Consider the following 22,940-nt stretch of genomic DNA (forward strand, 5'->3'; position numbering starts at 1 on the left):
TTGCAATCAATCTAGGAGTACATAACTGCTGCAAAAGTTGATATCTACAAAAAATCGCACCCTTTAGTGAGATGCGATTTTTTCAATTCTAAGGTAGCCAAGGAAAAGACCGAAAATCTGGTGGACGTTTTTCGAGAAAGGCTTGTTTGCCTTCAGACCCCTCTTCTGTCATGTAATACAGTAGAGTCGCATTACCAGCAAGTTCTTGTAAACCAGCTTGTCCGTCACAATCAGCATTGAATGCGGCTTTAAGACAGCGAATTGCGATCGGGCTTTTTTCTAAAATCTCCTTTGCCCATTGAATACCTTCGGCTTCTAGTTGTTCCACTGGAACGACGCAATTAATTAAGCCCATTTCTAGGGCTTGTTTTGCATCATATTGGCGGCAAAGAAACCAAATTTCTCGTGCTTTTTTTTGCCCTACAATGCGGGCAAGATAGCTGGCTCCAAAACCACCGTCAAAACTGCCAACTTTTGGGCCAGTCTGTCCGAAAATGGCGTTATCAGCGGCGATGGTAAGGTCACAAATTAAGTGTAAAACATGTCCACCACCGATCGCATATCCAGCTACCAAAGCAATCACTACTTTCGGCATGGAACGAATCAAGCGTTGTAAATCCAGTACATTCAAACGGGGAATGCCAGTATCATCCACATAACCAGCATGTCCGCGCACACTCTGGTCGCCACCAGAACAGAAGGCATATTTGCCATCAGTGTGTGGACCGTAGCCTGTAAATAGGACAACACCAATAGTAGTATCTTCACGAGCATTACAGAAAGCGTCGTACAGTTCAAAGACTGTTTCCGGACGGAAAGCATTGCGTTTATGGGGACGGTTGATGGTGATTTTCGCAATACCATCAGTTTTTTGATACAGGATGTCTTCGTAGGTTTTGGCAGTTTCCCAGTTGATTTGCATTGGTATGGAGTGCGCGTTGTGCTTGAGAATTTTATCGCGGACGTAGGGACAAGCGATACCTACGGTAGTCTACGCCTACGTTAAAATTGCCATCTCAAGCCTTTACAATCTGGTAATTGTCTGGCTGTTGAGGAATATAATTACGAATTGCACTAGTTACGTTCGCGTAGCATCTCCCAGAAAACGAGCGTCACGATCGATTACGAATTATTTTGACACCAGTGCTGACCTTTTTTGTTGACACTTCAGTGTGCCCATCGCCCCAAAAGCAGTAAGTGCTAAAATTCCCAAGTTAATCGCAGGTTCAGGAACGGATTTAGCCTCAATAGCGGCCAATGCAGCATCTGCTATTAACTTATGAGCATTTGTTGTTGGATGCACAGAATCAAAAAACAAATAATCATTTGGTTGAGAGCATACACTAATAATTGTCTGAAAATTCCCGACTACGCAGGGGCTAGTCACATTTTTAAATCCAAATTCCCCTGGATTTGCTTGAATTTGATTAAATACAGAAGACACATCCACAGAAATCAAATTGAGGTTAGGATTATTGCTAAATTTGTCCAGTTCCTCTGCTAATTTTTGGTTATGGTCATTTGTCAAGGCAGTTAAGTTATTTGATTGGCCTGTAGCGAGTGCCAAGGGAATTTTGCCCAAATCAGGCAAGTTAAATACTAAAATATTTTTTGCCCCAGATGAGGCAAGTAAGCCGATCGCATCTGATAAATTTTTGACTGTTTGAGTTGCATTGGTAGCCTGACCAAACACGTAATCATTTGCACCTCCCCATACTGCATAGAGGGCATTTGGATCGAGCTTTTGATTAGCTTGTACGACGGGTTGAGTCAATAAGCCAACTTGCCGCAAAACTCCGGGTAAGGGTGCGCTAGGAACAACAGCATTACCTTGACCAGAACTAGCACCGCCAACAGCAAAATTAAGACCTTGGTTGGGAATTGCGGGGTTGGAAATCAAGTATGGGGTGGGCTTTAATCCTAGCTCATTTCCAAGGTAGTCCACCCAGACTCGATTATTAGAAAAACGGCCTTGAAAATAAGGCGGGTTTTTGGGAAAGGCTGTTGTCGGATCGATTAAACCACCAGTAGCAGCGAAAACGTTACCCGTATCAGAAAGGCTGTCACCAAATACAAAAAAGTTGCTAAAACTTGCAGCACTTGCTTTAGGAGATAACATAAAAGAGAACAGAACAAATCCCGCCGCTACAACTTGTTTTTTCATACTTATTTGACCCGTAGTCTTTTTGAGGTTATTTCCAAGAAATGGATTTACGTTATATTACCTAAATATGCCTCAAAAATTCATCGAATACGGATAAAAACGCTGTAAATACTTAGAATTACATTTTCTTGATAAAAATTAGCTAGATTACAAAGAAATAGCAAATTTTTGATCCTTAAAGAGAGAAATTGCCTAGTTTTGTGCTTGCGATCGCTTTAACTTCAAAGCCTCAGTTGCTGATACACCCTCCCCTTCAGTGCCAAAGTACCACAAAACCGTAGCCGCTTCAGCGCGAGTTACTGGTTTTTTGGGTTGAAATAGGGTTGTATAGCCAAATACCCGCCGAATATTTGATTGCTCTCCATTCTGAAAATCAGCCAACACTGCTCTCAAAGCCTTAGAGTCGATTCGCGCTGCATCTTGAAAACCCCAGGTTTGTTTGACCGCCTCGAAGTTAGCAGAGGGTAAAGCTTGGCGAGTATCTAGGGGTAATTTCCACAGCAATAATGCCTCCCGCGTTAGGGGTGCATCAGGACGAAATACAACAGCTGTAGAATCTCCAGACAAAGGACTGGGAATTAACCCAGCCTCAGCTAATCCCTGAATTGCTGAAAAATCAGGATCTTTAGAAGACACATCACTAAAAGCTGCTTGAGTATTTTCTGATGCTAAGCGAATTTGCTTAGCTGGATAGCTAGTATACATAGCATTGTTAGCAGCAATTAGCCAACGAGCATATTCTCGACGTGTAACGATTTTAGCGGGTTCAAATTGGTTAGTTGTGGCAACAGAATTGCTCTTAGTTGTCTGTGGTTCTATGGACAAAACACCTAATGCAGCCAAGTCTTGGATGTGTTGTCGCCATTCTTGAGGTGCCTTATTTACATCGTTGAATGTTTGAGATTCAGGTGTAGCTGTAGGCACTGTTTGGTTATTAGCCGTGCTTGGTAGCTGTGTTGCCAAGTTTTGGGTTGGTACAGGACCAATAAACTTTGCATCTCCTGGTTGGGGAATGCTATTACTAGTTTGGTTTGGATTTGCAGTTGGAGTAGGTTGTGCCGTTGCTGTACTACTATTTGGTACGTACTCAATCAGTAATTCAGTAGCCGTTTGGGGTTGATTAGGTGTGGCGTTAGTAACTGATTTTGGCTGAATGGAAACTTTTAATAGCAAATTGTCACGACGTGCTTCAAAGACACCTAATGCATCATCTGTTGGCTGTTGCAAAATCTGCCAGTTATTTTTTTGAAACTGACTGCGATAAAAGCTAGCAATAAAGTTGCTAGGGTCAGAACTCAACCAACGAGTTGAGACCGTGTTTTCTGAACTACTAGCAGGTGTAACTCCCTCTAATTTGGCATTGGAGTATACTATGTCTTTGGGAAAATCCGCTGGTAACTGAACTGTTGATTGATTCTGCTGTGCTTGCGGTTGGTTACCCTGAGATTCTCCAAAGACAACTGGATTGGTTTGCAACTTAGGATCTGCCGCCAAAGATTCCTCAAGGTTTTTGGCGACTGGACTGTTAGCACAGGCTGTTAACGAAGTGAGTAGAACAGCCCAAATTAGAAATACAGCTGGACGTTTACAGGGAAGCACAGGAAATCACAAATTGAGTTTCAGTTCCTACCCTAGCGCAAACTGTTAATTAAATGGGGATTGGGTATCGGTACTGGAGAAACTCTTGCCTAATCCCCAGTACCGCGCCTAGCGCCATGATAATGTCTCAAAAAATTAGTAAACGGTAGCAGAAGCTACCGTGTTGTCTTTGTTTTACAGCCATTAGGTTTTGATAATTCCCATGCTTATTTATAGATTTCCCTAAAATTCTGCAAAACTAACATTTTGGGAAAAAAAATCCAGAATAGTCACCAGAGAAAAGTTTTATGATTTTAAGACTCAAATTTTCTGGTGCTTATCGAGATTTTTGATTGGCAAACCAGATAACTGATTGATAACTCACCAAATGACCGTGTAACGACCAAAAGCTTTAGGCTACGCCCAAATACACGCTTATTAATGCGATCGCCAAGCAACTGAAGTGATAAACTATGAATAAAGCCCCCTAGCCTCACCAAAAGAGGGGAATAAATCAAATTGGCTAACGCTGGTTTAAAATGGATACTGAAAATTATTCATCTGACGATGGTAAGCTGAATAATGGAATCTGTGAACAAGACCAGTGTTGAGCAATTCCAGGAACTTCGCGTAAGTTTGTAGTTCTTGGGGGCGGGGTCATAGCCAAAACAGTCAAGTGTCGCAGCAGTTTCCCTAGTATCTCTAAAATTGATTTTCTAGGAAGAGTGCTACTTGTACTGTAGTCAAGATATCTTGGCAGCCTCGAAAGCAGTGAGTGCTTCCTCTAAAAGTGCTATCGCTCGTATGTTATCCAAAGCTTTCCAAAAGCCAACCCCATACCCATATTCTTCTAGAATAAGGGAGTTGTTCTTTTAGGAAGAGCCGTAACAACCTGCGCTTCGCAAATTATGGAGGTAGTAATTAAATATAACTGTTTCCCAACCGTATTAATGATTCGATAACGTCATAAAAGATACTTTGTCGAATGTACTGGTGGTTGATCAAACCTTCTACACACTTGGTTTAAACAGTTAACAGCTACCTGATAGATCGGATACAATTAGCATCTGCATTTGGTCGTGCGTAGGCGTAGCCCGTCGTAGACATCGCTTATTCAAAGCGATTACTCAAATCGATATGCTGTTGCACCACCCAATTTGACATAATATCAAAGCTTTTACCTGCTGTCTCTGGCGAAAAATTTTGATTCAAGGCAAATTAAGACTTATATTCAAGAGCAAGAGTGTTTCTTGGACATCAAGTTAGCCAAAACAAGGCAAAAGGCTCAAAAAGATATACCCTATGTCAAAAACGCAGATCTGATAGAAGTATCAAAAATCTAAAATAGATATTAAATTGAAGAAACAACAACAACCACCGACAACCGTTAGTTTATTTTACTTTCTGTAAAGCGTCGCCAGGTTGTTACCAGTGCTGAAACACGATTACATGCAAGTTTCCCAGGATCAGCCTATTTATTCTGAGGCTCCACTCCAGCTACTACTCTTTGTTGATGGACGCCCCAAGTCCCGACAACAAGTGCAGCGAATACGCGCTTACTTAAAAGAATTGGAGGCTGAGTATAGTTTTGAACTAGAACTTATTGATGTTGGACAACAACCTTACTTGGCAGAACACTTTAAACTGGTAGCAACGCCAGCTTTAATCAAAATCCATCCAGAACCACGACAGATTCTAGCTGGAAGTAATATAATAGCGCAATTGAAAAACTGGTGGCCTCGTTGGCAAGCGGCGATAGACGTCTACTTAAAATTGCAGGAAGACTTACAAGAACGTATAGAAGACAATGGTAGAGTGACATCATCTAAGTCTACTATTCGTTCCGTTGCAGTTTCTGCTGAACTCATTCGCCTGTCAGACGAAATTTTTCGTTTGAAACAAGAAAAAGAGAACCTCCAAGAGCAGCTACAGTTTAAAGACCGGGTGATTGCTATGCTGGCACACGACCTCCGCAATCCGCTAACTGCTGCGGCGATCGCCATAGAAACTCTCCAATCTAACTACAATGTAGACACAGGTGAATTTCAGCGTCTAAAACCATCCATGACGGCGCACTTATTAAAACAGGCCCGCGGCCAAACTAAGATTATCGATCGGATGATTGCCGACCTTTTGCAGGTAGGTCGCGGCCAAGATACAGAGATACCCATAATACCACAAAAAGTACAGTTAGGAAAACTGTGCCTAGATGTAATAGAAGAATTGCGCGATCGCTACACCAACAAATCCCAAGAGGTGGAAACAGATATTCCTAAAGACTTGCCATACGTGTATGCTGACCCAGAACGCATACGCCAAGTACTAATAAATCTGTTGGATAATGCCATCAAATATACACCAAAAGGTGGCAAGATCAGCATCGCCGGATTACACCGCACTACCCAAAAAGTTCAGTTCAGTATTGGTGATACCGGGCCTGGGATTCCTGTAGAGAATCGCGATCGAATCTTTGAAAACCACTTCCGCTTGCAACGGGATGAAGCTACAGAAGGTTACGGCATTGGTCTTTGTTTATGCCAGCGCATCATCCTGGCACATTATGGCCAAATTTGGGTGGATTCTGCCCCCAACAATGGAGCATGGTTTCACTTCACATTGCCAGTTTATCCTTCTTAGTTATTGGGTATTGGGTATGGGGAGACTTGTACTGAGTTTCGACTACGCTCAACTACCGCAAAGCCGAAGTAGCCGAAGTATGGGGAGATGGGAACAAGGGGGACAAGGGGGACAAGGGGGACAAGGGAGACACAAAACTCCTAACTCAGCACGGGCTAAACGCCCCGCTATCGCTAACAGAACTCCTAACGCCCAATGCCAAAATGACAACTAATAACTTGAAATAAAGCGATCGCGTCCTCCTGCTTTTGCTTGATAGAGTGCTTTATCTGCCAGCACAATCAAATCTGAAGGTGAAGATTCCCAAGTGGGAACGACAGTCGCCACACCCATACTTAGGGTGACATACTGACTCACCGCAGAACCATCATGAACAATTTGCAAATCTCTGACTGCTGCTTGCATCATAGCAGCAACGTGGATTGCACCAGATGTATGGGTGTATGGCATAATCACAGCAAATTCTTCGCCACCATAACGTGCTACTAAATCCTGGTGTTTTTGCGCCTTCAGGCTTAAGACCGCACCCACCTTTTGTAAACAGACATCCCCAGCAGGATGTCCATATTTATCGTTATAAAATTTAAAATAGTCGATATCACACAAAATTAGTGACAGGGGACATCCCTCCTGTGCTAAATTGATCCACTGAGTATTAAGATAATCGTCAAAGCGGCGACGATTTGGTAACTCAGTTAAGCCATCTACATTGGCGAGGTGTTGCAAAGCTTGGTTTGCCGCCTCTAACTGTTTGTATACTTGTGCTTGTTGTAGCAGTCGGCGCAAACGCTGGCGCAATACAGGCCAGTGAATTGGCTTCGTAACGTAATCAGTTGCTCCTGCCTCAAAAGCACGGTCTACAGATTCTTCATCGTCCAGGCATGTGATCATTAATATAGGAGTGCGCTCCCATATCTTGGAAATAACAGTATTCCCAAGGGCAGAGTCGCTATCAAAGCTTGCAAGTGCTGAGATCAAATTATTTCTGGCAATCTGAAGCAAGTGCTTACAGCAGGTAAAACCATCCATCACAGGCATCACAGCATCTAGCAAAACTATATCTGGTTTTATAGTCTCGTAAGCATCTAAACATTGCTTACCATCATTGACCTCGACCACTCGATAACCTTCTTGTTCCATAGCTTTACGCAACAACACTCGAATGGTCTTGTCATCATCGGCTACAAGAATTAGTGGCGGTTGCTTAGAAAGAGAAAATGGGCTTATGCCTGACATGAGTTGCGTTCTACTTGCGGGACTATCCTGAAAAAGGCTGAGCAACTTGATCGCATGGGGGCGATCGCTTTTTTGACTACTGCCAGCATTTGTGGCAAGGGTGTGTCTAGCTTGACAATCAACTGTTTTTTGAGAATAGACTGTTCAATGTTATTGAGCCAAGCAAGGGCTAGAGAACTAAGTTGCATAGACAATCTATAATTGGAATGCGAAGGCAATTATTACCTTTCTGTTAGGCTATGATTACGGGAGGAAATGTTACTGTTATATTTCCCCATTATTAAAGTTAAATTACAATTTTTTTGAGAATTGTAAATCCACACCTTAATTATTTAATTCTGTGGTTAGTTTATAAACTAACCAACAAAGACAAACCAATTGCTAAACTGCACTTATAAGATAGCTAATATATATAAAATGCTAATATTGCTTAGCTTCAAACCATTGAGTCTATTGGGGAAGGGTTGTGGAGTTTTAGTATAATTACTTAACATTGCTCTTAAACAAGGTAGAAAGCTTGATTATCTAGTCAATCAACCTTAATAAATTCACTAAAAATTGTTATTTTGAATTATTCTAGTATATTTAATTAAAATTACATAAAGACTAATAAACTATTAATTTTTTTAAAAACTAAGATTTTTAATTATTTTACAATGAATAGACAAACCCATTTTTTTTACCCAGAAACAGTCAAAAAAATTTTGCAGAACAAATCAAAACCTATCTAAATTCACTAAATCTGAAAAATGCCAAACCCACTCATGTATCAGCAGGATAATTTTGTTGTTCTAGAAACAAATCAACCCGAACAATTTTTCACAGCATTAGAGTTATTAGAAAAACTCAAAAAAACTCTCGGACAACTCAAAATGCAAGATTTGCCACCTGACTTGCAACAGTTTCATCGTGTAGAAGCTCAAGCACAATATTTACTCGATACCACCTGCGAATTAGATATTGGTCCTGGACAATATTTGCAGTGGTATGCAGTTCGTCTGGAAAAATAATCTTTGGTCAGTAGTTAACAGCAAAAGAAGTCAACGAAGGAGTCAAGGCTGGGTACTGGGAACTGAAAATATAAAAACCAGAAGTAAAAAGATGAGAATCTTTTCACTTCTTCATGACCATCATACGGAGTCTAGGTAGCAATAATTTTTATTTATTGACTACTAACTATGGACTCTTTTTGACTATTTATCAACGCTAATTCAATTTTATTTTCAGATGGCTGCGTTATTTGAAGTTCTACTCCCGGACCAAAATAATTGGTCATTTTTTCTTGCTTTTTTTGCCATTGGTCAATTGATATTAGAGGGGAATCAAATTCTAAAATTAGAGCATAGTTTCCATTGACTTCTGTTTCTCTCAATCCTGTAACTGTTGGTCGTTCTTCATCACTGGGACTCAAACCCAAGAAAGAAAGTGTTGTATCTAGATGAGCATCTTGACCATAGCAATATCGGGTGATGTCTTTGCGGATTTTATTTTGAGTTACAGTTGCTTGCTGCTGGCGGAGGATTAATATTGATGGTGACGTAGGTTGGGTAAAGGGTATTGGCTTGATTTCATTAGCTCTGAGTGCCAGTCCCCCCAATAATAGAGGAATCCCGTAAAAAAATCCGACAAGATTTAGTGTCGCATTATCAGCAGCATAGGCGACGAAGCCAATGATGGTTAATATACCACCGATAGTTAAACCGAGTGTTCCCAAAGAGATTTGGCGTAGCATGAGCTTAGATTAGTATTAGTTTTATTATCATCGGCTATGAGTAACAAATTAGGAAAGAGAATTAGCCGAAGCCACTAAGCAACCAGTATAGATAAATACAACGGTTGATTCCCTACTCTTGAGACAAGTCGGGAATTTATCTCCTGAATGTTTTATGTCTAATTAGATTGACTTACTTAGTGTTACAGAATCTCGGATTTTGAGTTAAGTTTAAACTTAAATGTAGTTAAAGTGTGGAAAAAATAATGGATTTACAGACTATAAAAGAACGAATTGTCCTAGTGCAAAGTAAGCGCGATTACTTGCTGAGGCTACTGGAGCAACCAAACCTGGGAACTTTGAGAATTGATGTAAATCAGGCTTTGGAAGAACTAGATGAGTTAATTGATGAATTTAGACGCACCATTCCGGAAACAGAAATTTAGTTAAGCCAGACTTAACACTAGAGTAGAAACGATGAAAAACTGCGTCGGTATAACCCTAAATGTCAGGCTATACCGCCGTTTATCGATGGGATAATGTCCTCAAATCCCCAAAATTGGCCTACTTCTGGGTTGGTAAAGCAGTACATTATCATTCACCCTGTCACTGAAGAATTTCCTGCACGCTGACCTAACTTCCTAACCAAAGCAATAAGTTCGGTAGTGGATACATCTTTTTTGCAAACATCATCAAAGCTAGACATTATTTTTGTCTCATAAACATTTACATCTTCTACTGAAGAGTAAGCAAGGATTTGAGTCTTGGGAGATATAGCTTTAATGTGACTAGATGCACTCCACCCATCCATGACTGGCATCTGTAAGTCTAGAACAATGACATCAGGCTGCCAAAGTTTAACCATTTCTATAGCTTCTTGACCATTACTGGCTAAACCTACTACTTCAATGTTTTCTTGACATGAAAAAACCAATTGTAAGGTTAAACGAGTAAGTTCATGGTCATCAACTATTAGAAGACGCAAGGTAGAAAGCTCACAGGATAACATTAACATTGAGGGGAAAAACAAAATTATTTATAATGACCCCTTTAGTTTATGAGAATAAGTCCCAGAACTTACTCTATCCTATGGTTGAATAATTTGTATGAACTTATGACAAACAGCTTAGAGAGCTTTTTAAAAAATTAAAGTTTTCTAAAAAAACCTAAGTTTAGCTAGTTGTCAAGATATGGGAAATTTATTTTTTAATCAATCAGGTTTGAAGCTACACCAGTTGAACGTAATGCCATATTCATTAGAATTTTTTGTGAATGAGCTTCTGGAGAATCATCATAAGGACGGCGTTGAATGTAGCTGCCATCAGCTTGTAAATCCCACGCTTGGCGATTATCTGCAAGCATAATTCCCAGAATTTCTTGCAAATCTTTAGCAATGTCTGGGTCTTTGATAGGCGTAATTACTTCCACTCGCCGATCTAAATTGCGGCGCATCCAGTCGGCACTACCAATATAGATTTCCTCCTGTGTGTTGTTATGAAAATAAAAAATCCGAGAGTGTTCTAGAAAGCGACCGACAATGCTTATTATATGAATGTTTTCACTAATCTCTTTGAGTCCAGGACGCAAACAGCAAACCCCTCTAACAATTAAATCGATTTGCACTCCGGCGCGAGAAGCTTCATATAAAGTGGCGATAATTTCCGGATCGACTAGGGAATTCATTTTGGCAACAATCCGCCCAGAAAAACCATTTTGAACATTTTCAATTTCGCGGCGAATTAGTGCCAAAAAGCGATCGCGCATATTCACAGGTGCAACCAGCAACTCTCGATAAGATTTTTGCAGTGAGTATCCTGTCAGGAAATTAAATAAATCTGTAATGTCAGCACCCAATTCTTCACGACAGCTAAACAATCCTAAATCTGTATACAGCCGTGCGGTTTTTGGGTTATAATTACCAGTCCCAATATGTACATAACGACGTATCCGATCTTTTTCCCGCCGTACCACCATGACGGTTTTACTATGGGTTTTCAGCCCCACTAGACCATAGACAACATGAACCCCAACTCTTTCTAGTCTTTTTGCCCAATAAATATTATTTTCTTCATCAAACCGCGCCTTTAATTCCACCAGTACAGATACCTGCTTACCATTTTCAGCGGCAGCGATTAAAGCGTTGACTATGGGTGAGTCACCAGAAGTCCGGTAAAGAGTCATCTTGATCGCTAACACATTCGAGTCATAGGCAGCATGGGTAATAAAGCGCACCACTGAGGCGGAAAAAGATTGATAGGGATGGTGTACTAACAAATCCTTTTCCCGAATCACAGCAAAAAAGTCTTTTCCTTCGTCCGTTTCCAGTACATCTGGGCTTAAACTCGGTTCTCTGAGTCGTTGTAGGCGAGATGGCACAACCGATTGACGTGGTGGATCTTTAAGTTCTGGTAGTGGTAAGGACATAAAATACATTAAATCTCGCAGTCCTAAAAGACCATCTACTTCGTAAAGATCGCTTTCTGCTAATTCTAAATCTTGCAATAAGCGCGATCGCACCACTTCAGGAGTCTGGGATTGAATTTCTAGCCGGACTGGACTTCCACCTAGCCGCCGTTTTCGCAGTTCTTGTTCGATCGCTAATAATAAATCATCTGCTTCATCTTCTTCTAATACCAAATCATTGTCACGGGTGATGCGGAACGGATGATATTCTTGAATATTCATCCCTGGAAATAGGGATTCTAAATTATGAGCGATCGCTTGTTCTAAAGGTACCCCAACCCAGTGTGTAGGTTTTTCCGGATCTTGGGTTCCCAACTCAGGCGGTAACGGTAAAAATCGTGGTAGAACATTAGGTACTTTAACTCTGGCAAAAAATTCTTCTTCGTTATCTGGGTTTTTGACCACAACTGCCAAATTCAGACTGAGATTAGAAATAAAAGGAAAGGGATGACTCGGATCGACAGCCAGAGGAGTCAAAACGGGAAAAATATGTTCGTCAAAATAACTGTTAAGATGATTCCGCTGTGTCTGATTTAAATCTATATAATTCAGAATATGGATGCCGTGATTTGCTAACAGAGGGCGAAGTACTTGCTCAAAATGTTGGTGCTGTTTCTTTAGCTGGGGAATTAGGGTAGACCGAATATCGTCTAACTGTTGTTGTGGCGTGCGACCATCAGGAGTTAACAGACTGACTTTTGCCTCTACTTGTTGCTTTAAACCAGCAACCCGCACCATAAAAAACTCATCTAAATTAGAAGTGAAAATAGCTAAAAATTTCAGGCGTTCTAGAAGGGGGGTGCGAGCGTCACAGGCTTCATGTAATACCCTGCCATTAAATTCCAACCAGCTTAACTCTCGGTTAAGATAATATTGTGGATCGCTGAGATTGATAGGGGTAGTGCTTTTTTTAGATTTCGCCATAACAACTTAAGGGCAGGCAAATGTAGCCATTTAACTGGGGACAATAAACATAGTAAGTTAAATGGTGCTTGAGAATAACCCTCAAGGGATAGTTAACCATAACTAAGTTGTACACGAAATTTTAATCATCTTAAATATGGGTTTTCGTGGGGGCACACAGCTAGCTGTGCGCCCCTAGAACGTTTGGTCTAAGCATTCCAATCATCGCCTACAGCACATTAACCATGAAGATGCACTCAAGATTTAGCAAAGATATAAGATGGGCAAAGCTGAAAATTTTTGACTAATTATTAAGCCCAGTTTACAGATAATTTTACTATTAGAGTCAAGTCTAAACCCACACCTGTGGTACTTTTTAGATTTGGTTTGCCCAAATACGAACTCTCATAACAATTACCACAATGACGATACAGAGATTGACTACATAAAAGTTTTGCCCCATATCTTGTTTCGTTGAGATTTTGACGTTAGTGTTCAGATCTGCACTAACATCTTAATGTATTAGTTTTCTTAATTTATCACCCCCAGAATTTTGAGAAAATCCAGTATTTTTACTGAAAGTTTTATCTAAAGCAATGGTTATATTGAAAACGCAAAGATAAACAACACGAGGAGTTTGTTAATCATGAAAATCTCTGTAATTCTCAAAGGAAGCATTTGTCTCTTAGGTTTGGTTGGTGTTAGTAATATCCTAGCTGCACCAGCAAGTGCAGGACAAGCAGCAGCCCGTGGTGCTGTAACTATTGTTAGAGCTTCAGGTGCTTCTGTCAGTGTCAGTGGTGAAGTAACTTTGCCTCAAAATGGTTACTACGACCAAGATTTAGTCATTACACCTGTATATGGTGGTGCATCAACTACAGACAATGAAACCATAACTACCTTAACTGTAAGCGCAGGAACACCCAACGTTACTTTACTTTCTGCTAGCAGCAATCCTTTCGTTACTTCAGCAGCAGCAGCTTTAGACGCAGCTGTAACAGCTGGTGATATTGGCGCACAAGCAGCTATCATTCGGGCTGGTGCTGGTGTTAATGGTTTGGGCGGTTTAGAGTAGATTGAATTTTTGTCTTGTAAGTACTTACAAAATTTTTACCAACTGATAAAACAGTTGAATAAATCTATAGTTCATAGGGAAGAGATATAGCATTGCTATTTCTCTTCCCTATATTTGTTTTTGGCTCAGATTGCCGACTTTTGAAAAAAGTCAGCAATCTTGTTGTTTGGGTTTTTCGTTGATAGCACAAATGTCCACCTCTACTCAATACTTCTCGGTTAAGCATTTTTAACTCGGAATCGGGTTTGGGGAAAAGGGTAAAGGGTAAGGGTTAAAGGTTTTTTCTTTCCCTTTTCCCTTTTCCCTTTCCCCTTTTCTCCTTAACCGAGAAGTATTGCACCCCTACTCCCATTCCAAAAAGGTTGGGTTAAGGTAAGAGACGCGATCAATCGCCGAAAAAATTGATTATTGTAGAGACAGCGATTGATCGCGTCTTTGTGATGTAAAATTCTCATCAAAAAACCTTAACCAAACCGTATTGCCCCTACTAAGATACAAAGATAAAATTTTTCCTTTAACTCCAAGGGATGAAATGAAAGCGTTGATAAATTTCCATACCGCTCCTCATCATTCCTTTACATAACTCTGATGAAATCAATATAAACCTTAAAACTCCCATCAAATAAGGAATAGAGGGCTTGTGTAACAATACGAACCCGAAAAATGTGCATTATTAACAAAATATTCATACTAAGGGTTCTATATTTTTTCTCTGTAAAAAGCAATAAAAGAAAAATAAAAAAGATTCCGCCTCCACTCTTATTAGTTGAGGTTGAATTTATGTTGCCAAGCAAAATCTGAGAACCAACCGAAAGCGAAAAATATCAGGAGTTTATGAAACATGAATAGTTTATCTAACAAATTATCTATAATTTTTCAGCATAGTATTTGCCTGTTAGGTTTAGTGAGTATAGGAAATTTTTTAGCCCCGCCAGCAAATGCACAGCAAGCTACTGCTCTGGGTGCTGTCACCTTGATTAGGCCATCTGGTACTTTTCTCAGCGTCAGTGGCGAGGTAATTTTGCCTTCTGGCTCTTATTATGACGGAGGTGTAACAATTACACCTACCTATGGAGGGATAGCAGGTGGAAATGAGGAAAGTATCACTAGTCTGACAATAACCCCAGGAATAGTTAAAAATACTACATTTTCCAACCCAAACTCATTTATTAATACAGCAGCGAATTTATTAAATAATAGTCCTTCTATTCAAGATACAACAGCTATAATTCGAGCGGGCGGTGGCAATAATGGCTTAGGTGCTTTAGATTAGACTTCAAAATTTTAGATCCCCGACTTCTCAAAGAAGTCGGGGATCTTCTAGAAGAATATCAAAATCGATAACCACCTTGAAACTTAAGGTCAAATCCATTCTCACCTGTACCAACTTGCGATTCTATAAAGACACCATTTTCTGGGAAAGTATGTCTGAAAATTAGTCCATAATTAAAGCCAGAAACTCGACTGTTCAGACCCACATTATTAACACTATAATTTTTTAAATAAGCACCAACAGAAATATTTTTGCTGATTCTTTGTAAACCCTGAAAGTCAAAGAAAAATTCTTTACCCATCTCCAGGCTTGTCTTTAAATTTAATCCCTGGCTAGTACCAAATTCTCCATTAAAAAGACCTAAAAACTCACCATTGCTATTCCCTTCAATCACAGCGATGCCAGGAGCTAAGGAAAAACCGAAATTTCGTTCTTGATGCTGAAAGAAATAACTTAAGAAGGTAGAAAAAGGATTATTTTTATTAGATGCACTATTCCAGTCAATTTTTAAGTATGGTATATGAGTATTGACAGCTACAGGTTTTTTGGCTGAATTTAACCGAACATCAGTTTTAACATAGTTCAGAAGTATATCAGTATAGATACCTACAGTTGGTTCTTGTATTCCTAAATTATTATTGGAAACCCCTGGTGCTGAATTAGCATCTATATTAAACCACGTTCCTAAACTGCCACTATAGTTAAAATTTCCAGAAGAACCTGCTGCTAACAATTCCACTGTTGGTAAAGATAAATAACCATTAAAGCTGTTAAAACTAATACCAATTTTATCAACTCTAGTGAGTTCCATGTAATCAAATGCTAAATCAAATGACCGGACTTGAAGCGGTACTATAGTATTATCTCCTGAACTAAATTTCTGTACAAATTGTTGGCCTTGAGAGTTGGTTAAAATTACTTCTACAGCAGAAGATTCGTTAATAGGATGAATAGAAGTATTATTTAAAGGAGCTGGAATACCTATAAAAGTCAGAGGACCAAACGTTTTATTAGAAAGTCTGAGATCGGAAAAAAATGTATCACCTTCATTTAAGATAGAAATATTTCTTCCCAAAAACTGAACTGCTCGTTTATGATTTCCTGTTCTCACTTGCAAGATACTGGAGTTGTTAGGAGTAATTTTACTCGGAAGCGTGTAAGTTCCAGATACTTGCTCTAGTCCACTACCTGAATTAGCATAAGCTAAAGTGCGATTAAGTCTGTTATTAATTTGTCTCCGTTGGTCGGCTGTAGTAGCTGTGGTTAAAGGGGTAAAACTTTCTCCATTTTTAAATTTTTGTCTAGCTTCTTCTAAACCTTGTTGAATATTATCAATTTTAATAGCTTCAAAAATTTCACCCAACAGCAAGCCTAATGTAGAGTTCACTGATTGAATAGAATCAATACTAACATCACTAAATTTAGCAGTCAGAGATAATCCCGGTGCAGAAAAAATATTAGAATAAGTAGCTTTAGCATCTACTGGATCGTATTGAATGATACTCCGATTATGAGGATAGCTAACATAAAGTCTGTGCCAATAGGAATTATCTTGAGTTTGAGATAATGTTTGAAATACAGGATCTCTTTTTCCTAAAGATACCCACATTAAAGAATTAAGATAATGATAATCTCTCTCCGATTGAGAAAGAAAAGGGTTTACTGCTATATTTAACAAATCAAAGTTATCAAATTTTCCTAATTGAGCAACTTTAATTCCAGGGAATGAAGTGACAGGAGCGGTAAAACTAAAACCATCTCCGGTTAATATATTTCCCCAAGAGATTCCAGTAGCTTCAAGAGCGCTTTTAGGAATGACTTGCCCTATCTTAAGTTGGACATTTCCATCATCTAACAAAGGTTGCAGATTCGTTGTTGGATAGCTTTGCAAAATTTTGGGAGCATTGGTAGCATCTAAAGCTTGAAATAAAGCTTGTCCACCATTAACACTCAAAGTTGAGCCACTACCAATAACCGGAATAGGATTTTTCAGAACTGTAACATTAGGATTATTTAAATCAACTCCACTATTAATAATAACTTTGCCGGCAGGTATACCTTCAGGATTTACTATTTCTCCTGCTATTGAGATAACAGAAAAATTATCAGTATTCGCTTGATTATTAGTATTTACTTGTCCCGTTAAGTTCTGAAGATCTGTAGGTATGGCAAATAAATTTTGCAATCCCCAAAATGCTTGTTGTGAGGTAACATTTTGGGTGATATAAGTATCAGTTTCTTTTCCTTGAGCGAGAATACCTACTTGAGAACCTTTAGTTTCAACTACTATTCTATTGTGATCGAGAACCCAGTAAAACTGGTCTGATTTGGGAAATTTAGCATAAGTAAACTTATCAACAATTTGATTATCTCCAGAAAACTTTATATCTAAATCTGTATCTATATAATTTTCGTTTTCACTTGGCTTAAATAATTGAGCTTGAAAAGTAAGATTATCTGTAGGGTTAACAATCCAAGGATATTTATCAGCACTAAATGTTAGAGCATCAATAATTATTTGTTTTTGTTTTGTTTGTCTTTGCTTTTTAGAGCTACGTAGTTTTTCTATGAGTATTTGTTGTGTTGGTGTATATGGTTGAGTTTTATCTGGTTGAGCTTCTTGTTCATCTCGCTCATCTGGCTTGGGAGGAGGTTCTACTTTATATTCTTCAATTGGAATAATGTCAGCTATTGTGAAGTCAGATAACTGTTTAGTTTTGTCTAAGTTAGATTTAGAGTTTTTTAAAGCCTGTTTTAACAGTCGTTGACTTTCAGCTTTGTTTACTATATCTGAGCTATTGACTAATAATTGAGGATTTTTTTGATTGTCTAAATCTAAGGCGATCGCAGATACTTCAACTAATGTAATTTTCAAGAAAATTGTTGAAGATACTAAGCACATTATAATAATTTTTACATTTTCTCTAAATCTCATTAGGGAGATTTTGATAATTATCTGACTTGAAAATTTACAGGTTTTCACAATAACAAATGCTAGTGAGTAATTCAAACTATTAAATATTGACTAATGTCTGATATATTTTGAATACTTTTTAAGTATCAGATATTAGCTATTTTTTCATGTTCAAAAGTCAGATTCTATGTTCGTTTATTTCTACCTATTAAACAGTGGTTTCAGCAAATCTTGATATAGATAGTCAAATAAAACTAGTTTTATATACTCCCTGTAAATAATAAAATAGTATTAAACAGCATATTTACTGCAACAAGAGTCTAATTGTTGAGCAACAATTAAACCTCAGCAAAATCACCAAAACTAAAAAATCAAGCTATTTTTTAGCCGTATAAATACGTAATATGAAGATATTCATTCACAAAAGGAGTGAAAAAACGTGTTTCAGGCTACTCGCCGCCGTTTGGCAATTTGGTACACCGCAGTTACGGCAGTGTTACTACTGGTATTTGCTAGTGGTGTTTATTTATATGTTCGGGCTACGTTGGTCGAGCGAATTGACGATACCCTTAACCATGTAGTGGAAATAGTAGAGCGATGTCTAACAACAAGTCCCTGTGCCTCTACACTTATACTTGAGCGAGTGAATTCGGATGCTGAGAAATTTCGTATTAATGTAGAAGCTAGTTTTCCTAACAATGGCGACACTGTAGAAGATGACCACATCGATTTAGAATGGTTTAGCCCAAATGGTAAATTACTTTGGTCAACGCTATCTGAACCCTTAAATATTCCCATTCATGCCAACCGCACTGGTGAAACTGTCCGTGTATTTAAGGGAGAGAATTCAAAATTCAAAATTCAAAATGACGCTCTCCATGATACGCTGCGCGATCGCGGACTTGCTAACGCTGTGTTAACAAAATTCAAAACTCTCCACTCTCCCCTGTTATTGCGACAAATTACCCAACGGGTAGAAGTAGGACGGCAAGTATTAGGATATCTGCGTGTTAGCCATCCTTGGTTTGAAGTGACTAAGCCCAGTCGCCAATTAATTTTTGATTTGGCGCTAGGTATTGGGTTAATGCTGGTTTCAGTGGGGGCAAGTGGCTGGTTTCTTTCGGGTAAAGCTATGGAACCAGTAGGGGAATCTTATCAACGCCTCAAACAATTTACTGCTGATGCTTCTCATGAACTTAGAAGTCCCATTACTTTGATTCAAACCAATGTGCAAGTTGCCCTTGCTGACTTGGAATTAGGAGAAGCAGAAAATGCTACTTCTTTGCACTATCGCCAACAGTTAAAGATGATGGAACGGTTAACACAGCGTCTAGGTAAGTTAGTTAATGATTTACTTTTCTTAGCCCGGCAGGATAGTGGTATTAGCAAAGATATTTTTGCACCTTGCCCCTTAGATGCTTTGTTGATGGAAGTCGTTGAAGAACAACAACTGTTAGTCCCAGAAAAAGCAATTGCCCTAACTCTAGATTTAGTCGATCCTCCCGCCTCAGAAACTAGTCCGGAATTACTGGAAAATTGGTTTACCCTTGTGGGAAATTGGGATCAGCTGGTGCGGCTGTTCACAAATTTAATTGCTAATGCCTTACATTACACATCAGTAGGTGGAAGGGTGAAAGTGGAATTGGCGAGGATTGAGGGAATCAATCGCGTTCCTGGACGACGTTACACCAGCGGTCAGTTGCAAGTTAAAGTGAGTGATACTGGAGTTGGAATTCCATCGGAAGCGCTACCACGCTTATTTGACCGCTTTTATCGGGTAGATCCGGCACGTACTCATAAGACTGGGAATACAGCTACAGCTAGCGCTACTGGTTCAGGATTGGGATTAGCGATCGCTCAAGCTATTGTCGAACATCACCAAGGTCATATTCAAGTTGAAAGCACCCAAGGCACTGGCACCACGTTCACTGTAACTTTACCAATAACTCTTGAGTCTTAAATTCTAAATTTAATAATTGTTTCCCTAGATAGATGTAAAACTTTAGTTTTTCCTGCTGGAGAAATAACCAGATTATATCTATTTTTAGATAATTTTCGAGTCTCTAGCTAGATACAAAAAATCGAGTAAGTTGTTAAATTTCAAATGTGCTGAAAAACTGATAGCAAATAATTAATTTGTTGTTTGAGAAATTTTTTCAGGAAGACCAATTTAACTTTCTCAGGAGTGAATAATGAATAGAAATAGTCAAACTTTTCGCAAGTATGCTGAGTTCTTTGGTGCTATTTGCGGCGGACTGCTGATTAGTTTACCAGCAATTCCTCAAGTAATAGCACAAGAATCTACTCCCAAGCTTAACCCAAGTCCTAGTATTTTTAGCGAACCACCTTATAACCGCTCCAAGGTACCTGTACCACCAGAACCAGGTGCTAGACCACCCCGCTCAATTCCCCCAACTGAAGGAGAAACGCGTCCCGTACCACCAGAACCAGGCGCTAGACCACCCCGCTCAATTCCTCCAACAGAGGGAGAAACGCGTCCCGTACCACCAGAACCAGGCGCTAGACCACCCCGCCCAATTCCCCCAACTGAAGGAGAAACGCGTCCCGTACCACCAGGGCCAGGCGCTACATTACCAGTAGAACCACGACAAAGACCCAGTGCAACGATCGCACTTACAAATAATAGAGTTAATATCAGGTTAGTCAATGACACTGCGGCGAATATAACCTACCAAGTCATTGGTGATACAGCACCGCGATCGCTACAAGGTAAGTCAGATGTAACACTGCAAAGTTTAAGCGCACCAATAACGGTGACATTTGAACGAGAAGATGGCGGACAGTTAATAGTCACTCCACAGTCCTCTTCAGAGCCAGGAAACTTGCAAGTTAAATTTAACGAAGCTACCAATGCAACCCAAGGCAGAAGTACTATGAGAATTGAAAAAAACGGTTCAGTGTTCTTGAATTAGGGCACAATTTAAAGCCAGTCTGATGGAATTCATGGATACATAGGCAAAGTCCGCATTAAATCCCCTAAATTTATTTATGGGGATTACCTCCTGTCTCCTTAACCCTTCTTCTGAAGCATTTTAGTTAGCTGATCCAGTAATTGCACTTCTTGCTTGCTGTCTTCTAATGTCCGCGCCAGTATAATTGCTCTTTCGTAAAAATTACGAGCAGTTGAGTAATTACCCTGTTGTTTATATAACTGAGCGTAGGACTCAAAAGATTTTAATTCTTCTCGCAAATTTTGCAATTCTTTAGCGAGTGCTAAACGCTGCTCTAGTAAATCAAAAGCCCGTTCGTAACGTCCTACAGCGCTGTGAGCTGTAACTAAACCATCGATTGCGCGTAATTCATTAGTGCGATCGCGGTTAGTTTTAGCTAGCCGCATTGCTTCCCCATAGCTGGCAATAGTATCTTGATAATTTCTCGATGCTAAATAAGCATCACCTAAATTATTTAAGGTATTTGCTTCACCGATAGTATCACCAGTTTGACGCCGGAAAAGTAAGGCATTTTCATATAATTTAATTGCCTTGTTATAATCTCGTAACCTAGCTGCTACTAATCCCAAATTACTCAAAGATAGTCCTTCACCTTCAATATTTTTGACATCGTGAGCAATTGAAAGTGCATCTTCAACAGTTTGACCGGCAGCAGTAGCTTCTCCTTCTTGGAGGAGAAATGTACCAATATTATTCAGCACAAAAACCTGAGATTGAAAATCTTTAGTATCACGAGCGATCGCTAATCCTCGCCTTAAAGCATCTTCAGCTTCTTTTAAACTACCTAGTTGGATATAGGCTTTAGCAAGCAAATTATAAGTCAAACCTTGTGCTTTCAGGTCACCAATTAAGTGATATAGTTCCAGTGCCCGCAAGCAAGAGGCAATTGTTTTGTTGGCATATCCTGAGGCATATTGTTGTTCGGCGATATTCAGTAAACTATCTGCTTCATCTCTTGATTGTCGCCCAACGGAACTATTTAAAGGGCGGTGAAGTTGTTGGGTAATATCAACTGCATTCGCTGCTATGGGAATCAGCAGAAAACTAAATAGTAAAAAGCTGTGCAAAAGTACTTGGCGATAAAAAATCGCAGGTACATAAATTATGTTTACCTTGTGCTTTGGGAATACAAGCTGTTGTCTCATAAAAATTACCCATCAAAGGCTTAAGTAGAAGGTCTAAGAAGAAGTTTTAATTTTAAATTGAAGACATTGCGTACTAGCATTTATACGTAGCTAAATTTGACCTAAATCTTCGCCAAAGTAAATAGCACGAATATCTGGAGGTAATTTGTCCTCTAGCATACGATAGCCTTCCTGGAGAAAATTGGCTACTTCGTGAGGGGCGATCGCTTCTCCTTCGGCTTGGAGATACGCAGCAATTCTAGTTTCGCTCCAGTGGAAAGTTTGAGACATTAAGACAATTAACCGCAAAATAGGGGGTAGTTGGTCTAATGCCTGTTGTACATAACACCATAACGGTGGCGAAGTTGCTTGCAGAGAATAATGAATTGCTTCTGTGGGTGGTAGTTTAATCTCATTAATACAGAAAGCTGTCATGTTGATTAACCAACTTTGCATAGTTAAGCTTTCTTCACTTGATTCAGGATTAGTTAAATTTAGTCCACCAAGTTCATAGTAGATATGCCGCCAGGTGAGGGCAAACAGATAATCTGCTTGCACAGGCGATCGCGCCGAATGGCGAATTAAGGTATAAACTATAGGGCTATAGCGGCAAAAAATCACTGTAAAGTACTTGCCAGCATCTGGATAGCGCTGAAACAGAGTCAGTAGTTCATCATCACTATGATGAAACAGCGACTTTACTAGCGGGTGATTAGCTTCGGGAAAAGTAGGAATTTGCATCAGCGTTTCGATTGATAGTTGTGATAGTTGTTAAAATAGTTTTGGGAATTGCAGTCTTGTAGTTAATCGCATAATATCTTGGTGTTGCTCAGTTTGTAGCCCAGACTCAGACTACTTAAGTATTGATAAACTAGAAGCAAGGACTTAAT

19 protein-coding genes are annotated in these 22,940 nt (G+C 39.5%); 8 read left to right on the forward strand and 11 right to left on the reverse strand.

Annotated elements, in window-relative coordinates; genetic code table 11:
- Positions 1 to 88 precede the first annotated feature (88 nt).
- The 3 genes from menB to ACFG4S_RS11425 all read right to left on the reverse strand — a co-directional run bounded on the left by menB (position 89) and on the right by ACFG4S_RS11425 (position 3,763).
- On the reverse strand, positions 89 to 922 hold the full coding sequence (gene menB, locus ACFG4S_RS11415; RefSeq protein WP_392534904.1) for a 1,4-dihydroxy-2-naphthoyl-CoA synthase: 834 nt from the start codon (positions 920 to 922) through the stop codon (positions 89 to 91).
- A 207-nt stretch (positions 923 to 1,129) separates the two neighbouring features.
- Positions 1,130 to 2,164 carry an SGNH/GDSL hydrolase family protein gene (locus ACFG4S_RS11420; RefSeq protein WP_392534905.1) on the reverse strand — a complete coding sequence of 345 codons (1,035 nt, stop codon included), beginning with the start codon at positions 2,162 to 2,164 and terminating at the stop codon, positions 1,130 to 1,132.
- Between the two features lie 192 nt (positions 2,165 to 2,356).
- Entirely contained in the window at positions 2,357 to 3,763 is a 1,407-nt protein-coding gene (locus ACFG4S_RS11425) for an S-layer homology domain-containing protein (protein WP_392534906.1), read from the reverse strand.
- A gap of 1,410 nt (positions 3,764 to 5,173) precedes the next feature.
- Here ACFG4S_RS11425 and ACFG4S_RS11430 point away from each other — a divergent pair.
- Both ACFG4S_RS11430 and ACFG4S_RS11435 read left to right on the forward strand, forming a co-directional pair.
- Positions 5,174 to 6,379 carry a histidine kinase gene (locus tag ACFG4S_RS11430; RefSeq protein ID WP_392534907.1) on the forward strand — a complete coding sequence of 402 codons (1,206 nt, stop codon included), beginning with the start codon at positions 5,174 to 5,176 and terminating at the stop codon, positions 6,377 to 6,379.
- Positions 6,380 to 6,395: 16 nt separating this feature from the next.
- Complete coding sequence (locus ACFG4S_RS11435; RefSeq protein ID WP_392534908.1) at positions 6,396 to 6,593, forward strand: hypothetical protein; 198 nt, start codon at positions 6,396 to 6,398, stop codon at positions 6,591 to 6,593.
- Here the strand turns inward: ACFG4S_RS11435 and ACFG4S_RS11440 are convergent.
- Both ACFG4S_RS11440 and ACFG4S_RS11445 read right to left on the reverse strand, forming a co-directional pair.
- The gene (locus ACFG4S_RS11440) at positions 6,590 to 7,615 is read right to left on the reverse strand and encodes a diguanylate cyclase domain-containing protein (protein WP_392534909.1); all 1,026 of its coding nucleotides are present in this window, start codon (positions 7,613 to 7,615) and stop codon (positions 6,590 to 6,592) included. The genes ACFG4S_RS11435 and ACFG4S_RS11440 overlap by 4 nt on opposite strands.
- The gene (locus ACFG4S_RS11445; RefSeq protein ID WP_392534910.1) at positions 7,603 to 7,803 is read right to left on the reverse strand and encodes a hypothetical protein; all 201 of its coding nucleotides are present in this window, start codon (positions 7,801 to 7,803) and stop codon (positions 7,603 to 7,605) included. The genes ACFG4S_RS11440 and ACFG4S_RS11445 overlap by 13 nt, the downstream gene beginning before the upstream one ends.
- Before the next feature lie 561 nt (positions 7,804 to 8,364).
- Here ACFG4S_RS11445 and ACFG4S_RS11450 point away from each other — a divergent pair.
- Positions 8,365 to 8,625: a chlororespiratory reduction protein 7 gene (locus ACFG4S_RS11450; protein WP_392534911.1), complete on the forward strand. Its 261-nt coding sequence runs from the start codon at positions 8,365 to 8,367 to the stop codon at positions 8,623 to 8,625.
- A gap of 152 nt (positions 8,626 to 8,777) precedes the next feature.
- Here the strand turns inward: ACFG4S_RS11450 and ACFG4S_RS11455 are convergent, their stop codons facing one another.
- Positions 8,778 to 9,347 (reverse strand): DUF2854 domain-containing protein, encoded by a 570-nt coding sequence (locus tag ACFG4S_RS11455; protein WP_392534912.1) that lies wholly within the window; start codon positions 9,345 to 9,347, stop codon positions 8,778 to 8,780.
- Between the two features lie 245 nt (positions 9,348 to 9,592).
- Between ACFG4S_RS11455 and ACFG4S_RS11460 the strand changes: the two genes are divergently transcribed.
- Entirely contained in the window at positions 9,593 to 9,772 is a 180-nt protein-coding gene (locus tag ACFG4S_RS11460) for a hypothetical protein (RefSeq protein WP_392534913.1), read from the forward strand.
- 152 nt (positions 9,773 to 9,924) lie between these two features.
- Here the strand turns inward: ACFG4S_RS11460 and ACFG4S_RS11465 are convergent, their stop codons facing one another.
- Together ACFG4S_RS11465 and ppk1 are read right to left on the reverse strand one after the other, a co-directional pair.
- On the reverse strand, positions 9,925 to 10,341 hold the full coding sequence (locus tag ACFG4S_RS11465) for a response regulator transcription factor (RefSeq protein ID WP_392534914.1): 417 nt from the start codon (positions 10,339 to 10,341) through the stop codon (positions 9,925 to 9,927).
- 191 nt (positions 10,342 to 10,532) lie between these two features.
- Positions 10,533 to 12,713 carry a polyphosphate kinase 1 gene (gene ppk1 / locus ACFG4S_RS11470; protein WP_392534915.1) on the reverse strand — a complete coding sequence of 727 codons (2,181 nt, stop codon included), beginning with the start codon at positions 12,711 to 12,713 and terminating at the stop codon, positions 10,533 to 10,535.
- A 625-nt stretch (positions 12,714 to 13,338) separates the two neighbouring features.
- Between ppk1 and ACFG4S_RS11475 the strand changes: the two genes are divergently transcribed.
- Together ACFG4S_RS11475 and ACFG4S_RS11480 are read left to right on the forward strand one after the other, a co-directional pair.
- Positions 13,339 to 13,767 carry a hypothetical protein gene (locus tag ACFG4S_RS11475; protein ID WP_392534916.1) on the forward strand — a complete coding sequence of 143 codons (429 nt, stop codon included), beginning with the start codon at positions 13,339 to 13,341 and terminating at the stop codon, positions 13,765 to 13,767.
- A gap of 841 nt (positions 13,768 to 14,608) precedes the next feature.
- Positions 14,609 to 15,040 carry a hypothetical protein gene (locus ACFG4S_RS11480; RefSeq protein ID WP_392534917.1) on the forward strand — a complete coding sequence of 144 codons (432 nt, stop codon included), beginning with the start codon at positions 14,609 to 14,611 and terminating at the stop codon, positions 15,038 to 15,040.
- Between the two features lie 58 nt (positions 15,041 to 15,098).
- Here the strand turns inward: ACFG4S_RS11480 and ACFG4S_RS11485 are convergent, their stop codons facing one another.
- On the reverse strand, positions 15,099 to 17,975 hold the full coding sequence (locus ACFG4S_RS11485; RefSeq protein WP_392534918.1) for a hypothetical protein: 2,877 nt from the start codon (positions 17,973 to 17,975) through the stop codon (positions 15,099 to 15,101).
- A 418-nt stretch (positions 17,976 to 18,393) separates the two neighbouring features.
- Between ACFG4S_RS11485 and ACFG4S_RS11490 the strand changes: the two genes are divergently transcribed.
- Both ACFG4S_RS11490 and ACFG4S_RS11495 read left to right on the forward strand, forming a co-directional pair.
- On the forward strand, positions 18,394 to 19,914 hold the full coding sequence (locus ACFG4S_RS11490) for a sensor histidine kinase (protein WP_392534919.1): 1,521 nt from the start codon (positions 18,394 to 18,396) through the stop codon (positions 19,912 to 19,914).
- 232 nt (positions 19,915 to 20,146) lie between these two features.
- A complete protein-coding gene (locus tag ACFG4S_RS11495) occupies positions 20,147 to 20,887 on the forward strand; it encodes a hypothetical protein (protein ID WP_392534920.1) in 741 nt (246 codons plus the stop codon).
- Positions 20,888 to 20,985: 98 nt separating this feature from the next.
- Here the strand turns inward: ACFG4S_RS11495 and ACFG4S_RS11500 are convergent, their stop codons facing one another.
- Both ACFG4S_RS11500 and ACFG4S_RS11505 read right to left on the reverse strand, forming a co-directional pair.
- A complete protein-coding gene (locus ACFG4S_RS11500; RefSeq protein ID WP_392534921.1) occupies positions 20,986 to 22,071 on the reverse strand; it encodes a tetratricopeptide repeat protein in 1,086 nt (361 codons plus the stop codon).
- A gap of 90 nt (positions 22,072 to 22,161) precedes the next feature.
- Positions 22,162 to 22,791, reverse strand: a complete 630-nt coding sequence (locus ACFG4S_RS11505) for a sigma-70 family RNA polymerase sigma factor (RefSeq protein WP_392534922.1) — start codon at positions 22,789 to 22,791, stop codon at positions 22,162 to 22,164.
- Between the last annotated feature and the right edge of the window lie 149 nt (positions 22,792 to 22,940).

This window comes from Nostoc sp. C117 (assembly GCF_043099735.1).
Taxonomy (GTDB): Bacteria; Cyanobacteriota; Cyanobacteriia; order Cyanobacteriales; family Nostocaceae; genus Nostoc.

Bases quoted from the DNA above. Each gene is read 5' to 3' on its own strand.
- menB (WP_392534904.1), bottom strand. From the start codon at position 922: ATGCAAATCAACTGGGAAACTGCCAAAACCTACGAAGACATCCTGTAT.
- ACFG4S_RS11420 (WP_392534905.1), bottom strand. From the start codon at position 2,164: ATGAAAAAACAAGTTGTAGCGGCGGGATTTGTTCTGTTCTCTTTTATG.
- ACFG4S_RS11435 (WP_392534908.1), top strand. From the start codon at position 6,396: ATGGGGAGACTTGTACTGAGTTTCGACTACGCTCAACTACCGCAAAGC.
- ACFG4S_RS11440 (WP_392534909.1), bottom strand. From the start codon at position 7,615: ATGTCAGGCATAAGCCCATTTTCTCTTTCTAAGCAACCGCCACTAATT.
- ACFG4S_RS11445 (WP_392534910.1), bottom strand. From the start codon at position 7,803: ATGCAACTTAGTTCTCTAGCCCTTGCTTGGCTCAATAACATTGAACAG.
- ACFG4S_RS11450 (WP_392534911.1), top strand. From the start codon at position 8,365: ATGCCAAACCCACTCATGTATCAGCAGGATAATTTTGTTGTTCTAGAA.
- ACFG4S_RS11455 (WP_392534912.1), bottom strand. From the start codon at position 9,347: ATGCTACGCCAAATCTCTTTGGGAACACTCGGTTTAACTATCGGTGGT.
- ACFG4S_RS11460 (WP_392534913.1), top strand. From the start codon at position 9,593: ATGGATTTACAGACTATAAAAGAACGAATTGTCCTAGTGCAAAGTAAG.
- ACFG4S_RS11465 (WP_392534914.1), bottom strand. From the start codon at position 10,341: ATGTTAATGTTATCCTGTGAGCTTTCTACCTTGCGTCTTCTAATAGTT.
- ppk1 (WP_392534915.1), bottom strand. From the start codon at position 12,713: ATGGCGAAATCTAAAAAAAGCACTACCCCTATCAATCTCAGCGATCCA.
- ACFG4S_RS11475 (WP_392534916.1), top strand. From the start codon at position 13,339: ATGAAAATCTCTGTAATTCTCAAAGGAAGCATTTGTCTCTTAGGTTTG.
- ACFG4S_RS11480 (WP_392534917.1), top strand. From the start codon at position 14,609: ATGAATAGTTTATCTAACAAATTATCTATAATTTTTCAGCATAGTATT.
- ACFG4S_RS11485 (WP_392534918.1), bottom strand. From the start codon at position 17,975: ATGAGATTTAGAGAAAATGTAAAAATTATTATAATGTGCTTAGTATCT.
- ACFG4S_RS11495 (WP_392534920.1), top strand. From the start codon at position 20,147: ATGAATAGAAATAGTCAAACTTTTCGCAAGTATGCTGAGTTCTTTGGT.
- ACFG4S_RS11500 (WP_392534921.1), bottom strand. From the start codon at position 22,071: ATGAGACAACAGCTTGTATTCCCAAAGCACAAGGTAAACATAATTTAT.
- ACFG4S_RS11505 (WP_392534922.1), bottom strand. From the start codon at position 22,791: ATGCAAATTCCTACTTTTCCCGAAGCTAATCACCCGCTAGTAAAGTCG.